Here is a 3,070-nt window from a genome sequence, read left to right as displayed (position 1 = left end):
ACTCCATCCCGTGATGCTCGCCGATCCAGGCGGTCTCGAAGCCCGCCTCTTCCGCCAGTAGGACCAGCTCACCCAGCTCGCGCAACAACTCCGAATGCGGCTTGACGAGATCCGAGCGTTCCATATGCACGAAGAGCGAGAACTTCATCCCTGGTCACCTGTATTGAGGACGACGGTCCTGGCGAGCGGCCTTACCTCGCCTTCGACCTCGTTGCCGACATAGACGCCGAATGCGTCTTCAGTGCATTCGCGCACATAGCGGGTGAGCATCGAGCGGATGGCCGGATCGGCGATCTTCAAGCCGTCGATCGCGTCGATGTCGATCAGCCGGATGCCTCGATCGCTGGAAGCCGGCACGTCGAAGGTACCGCGATAGTAAACATGGGTGCGCGAGGGATTGCCCGCGTCGTCCCATACGGCGAAGAGGAAGCCGAGCTGGGCCTCGATGGCCTTTGCGGCCAGAAGCCCGTTGAGGCTCTTGCCGTCGCTTGCCGAGCCCAGCCCCCGGCCGCGCGGCAGTTCGAGGAAGCCGTCCGGCGTTTCGAGGAACAGGATACGGCCGCCGTTTTCGAGGATGGCGCCGACATCGGTGCCGGGCTGGGCGGCGGCCAGCGCCTCCTGACTGAGCCCGGGCGTGATGTAGGCGCCGCGGCAATAGCCGAGAGGCTGCGAGGTATTGTGCTGGAAGTCGCGGACGCGGCCGATCAGGATCGAATGGTCGCCCGCCTCGACCAACCGCTCCATATCGCAGTCGAAGGTTGCGACCGAGCCGTCGAGAACCGGACTGCCGGTCTTCCCCGGGCGCCAGTCGACCGACGCGAATTTATCCGCTGCCTTCGAGGCGAAGATGCCGGAGGCCGCTTTCTGGGTCTCGTTCAAAATGTTGATGGCGAAGCTCTTCGATGTCGCGAACACCGGATGACCGAGCGCCTTGTGGGCGATGCAGACCAGCACCAGCGGCGGATCAAGCGACACCGATGTGAACGAGTTGGCGGTGAACCCGCGCGGCTCGCCTTCCGCGCCGATCGTGGTGACGATGGTGACGCCTGTTAGGAAGGAGCCGAGCGCACGCCGGAACTCGCCGCTGTCGAAGCTGGCGTCCGCTGCTGCTCCTTGCTCCAGGCTTTCACCTTCGTTCAGGAACTCGGCGATGCATCGTGAGGTGAGATCCGGTGCCGCCGCCGCCATCATGTGCCTTTGGCCGGCGAGAACGGTGCAGCGGCCATGCGGCGCGAGCCTGGCCATGGCGGCCGACATTGCCGGCGAGGAGTTCTTGTCCTCGGAGCCGGTGATGAACAGCGCCGGCATGGCCAGGGTCTGCAGGCGCTCGGCGTGGTCGCCGTCGGCACGGGCGAACAGGCGATAGGTGCGGGCGTAGCCTTCGGGATCGACCTCGCTCAACGCTGCCGCCGCCTTCCCGGCCGCCGCCGTGAGCTCGGCCGGAACCGGATCGCCGAACCAGCGGGCGATGGTCTGGGCGACCCCCGCCGCATCGCCGTGGCCGGTGAGCGCCGCCGCGCGCTCGAGCACGGCTTGGGCCAGATCAGGCGGACGACGGAACACGGCATTGAGCGACACGACACGGCGGATGCGCTCCGGCGCTAGCAGCGCGAGTTCCTGCGCGACCAAAGCCCCCATCGAGTGACCGACGACGGACACCTTGTCGAGGCCGAGATGATCGAGCAGCCGGATCGCCTGCGCGGCATAGTCGGCGAGTTCCGGCTCCTGCGGCGGCAGCGGCGAGCGGCCGTGGCCAAGCATGTCGATGGCGATCAGGTCGAAGCGGTCAGCCATCCGCTGGATCTGCGGCTGCCAGATCGTCGCGTTCATGCCGACGCCGTGGATGAACAGCACCGGCGCGCCCGATCCGGCGCGGATAAAGCCGGTTCCGTCGGGCGCGGCTGCCCGGGTCCATCCAGGTGCGACGGCGTCAGCCATGCAGGTCGCCCACTTCCTTGAGGTCCTGATAGCGGTCGCCGATGCGATGGTGAGGACGGCCGCCGATCGAAGCACCGAGCGCCACGACCAACTCGTCCGGCGCCGGTGCGTCGCCGATCTGGAAATGCACGGTCAGATAGTGCGAGCGGCGGCCCTCGTCATTCTTGTCCATCAGCGGAATCATGATCGGTGTGTTCGGCCCACCACGCAGATTGGTGAAGGCGAGATAGGTCTTGGCGGCGACGGCGCGGCGATAGTGATTGCCGAAATGCAGTGTGTGGATCAGCGCCGAGGCATGCTCGATCTCGCCCGACGTGCCGCAGATCGCGGCCTTGCCGTAGCCCTCGATCGCCTCGGCCGAGCCGGCGGCGGCAACGATCTCGCGGGTCAGGGTTTCTCCAAGCACCGGCGCAAAGGCGCGGATCTCGGGCGAAAGATCCTCGATGAAGCCGCGACCCGCCCAGGGGTTCGTCAGCACGGCGGCGACGCCGATCAGGCGCAGCGGCTTGGATGCTGCCTTGCCGCCTTCGATCAGCGTGTTCTCGCTGTAAGTGACGATCTTGCGAATGGCCGGCTGCATGGAAACCTCTGTCAGGTGGCGCTCGAGAAAACGCCAACTTCTCTGTCGTCTTATGGTATACCATAGTATGGAGCACCAAATACCTTGTCAACCGGCCATGGAATCTGTTTTCGTGGCGGCCAAGGGAGCAGAGACATGCAGGACGACACGCTTCGCATCGATCGCAGCGCCAAAACCTTGAGAACATTGGCCCTTGAGCGCATGCGCGAGGCCATAATGGATTTTCATTTCCAGCCCGGCGAAAGGCTGGTCGAGCGGCCGCTTTGCGACCAGCTCGGCGTCAGCCGATCGGTTGTGCGCGAGGTCCTGCGGCAGCTGGAGGCTGAAGGCCTTGTGCAGATGATCCCCGGGCATGGACCGGCTGTGGCCAAACCGGATATCGGCCGCACCGACGAGATCTATGAGCTCAGGGCTTTGCTCGAGGGCATCGCGGCGCGCGCCTGCGCGCAATCGGCCACCAATGGCCAACTGGCCGTACTGGAGCACGCCCTCGGCGAGCTCTTCGAGGCCTGGGCCTCGGGCAAGCCGCCGGCAGTGATGCGCGCGACGACG

The 3,070-nt window shown here is 65.8% G+C and carries 4 protein-coding genes; 1 reads left to right on the top strand and 3 read right to left on the bottom strand.

Annotation, left to right across the window (positions count from 1 at the left end; all coding sequences use genetic code 11):
• The 3 genes from EOA60_RS25975 to EOA60_RS25965 form a co-directional block, all read right to left on the bottom strand.
• On the bottom strand, window positions 1–148 hold a 148-nt coding region (locus tag EOA60_RS25975), incomplete at its 3' end, for an LLM class flavin-dependent oxidoreductase (RefSeq protein ID WP_128312111.1).
• Complete coding sequence (locus EOA60_RS39760; RefSeq protein ID WP_095826030.1) at window positions 145–1,938, bottom strand: alpha/beta fold hydrolase; 1,794 nt, start codon at window positions 1,936–1,938, stop codon at window positions 145–147. The genes EOA60_RS25975 and EOA60_RS39760, both read right to left, overlap by 4 nt.
• A complete protein-coding gene (locus EOA60_RS25965) occupies window positions 1,931–2,518 on the bottom strand; it encodes an amino acid synthesis family protein (protein ID WP_067328500.1) in 588 nt (195 codons plus the stop codon). The genes EOA60_RS39760 and EOA60_RS25965 overlap by 8 nt, the downstream gene beginning before the upstream one ends.
• A gap of 135 nt (window positions 2,519–2,653) precedes the next feature.
• Between EOA60_RS25965 and EOA60_RS25960 the strand changes: the two genes are divergently transcribed.
• The coding region (locus EOA60_RS25960) for a GntR family transcriptional regulator (protein WP_164899534.1) at window positions 2,654–3,070 on the top strand (417 nt) is incomplete at its 3' end.

This window comes from Mesorhizobium sp. M1A.F.Ca.IN.020.06.1.1 (assembly GCF_004023265.1).
Classification (GTDB): Bacteria; Pseudomonadota; Alphaproteobacteria; order Rhizobiales; family Rhizobiaceae; genus Mesorhizobium.
Note: the sequence above shows the minus strand (reverse complement) of the source record. Positions and strands in the feature narration are given on the sequence as shown.

Bases quoted from the DNA above. Each gene is read 5' to 3' on its own strand.
- EOA60_RS39760 (WP_095826030.1), bottom strand. From the start codon at position 1,938: ATGGCTGACGCCGTCGCACCTGGATGGACCCGGGCAGCCGCGCCCGAC.
- EOA60_RS25965 (WP_067328500.1), bottom strand. From the start codon at position 2,518: ATGCAGCCGGCCATTCGCAAGATCGTCACTTACAGCGAGAACACGCTG.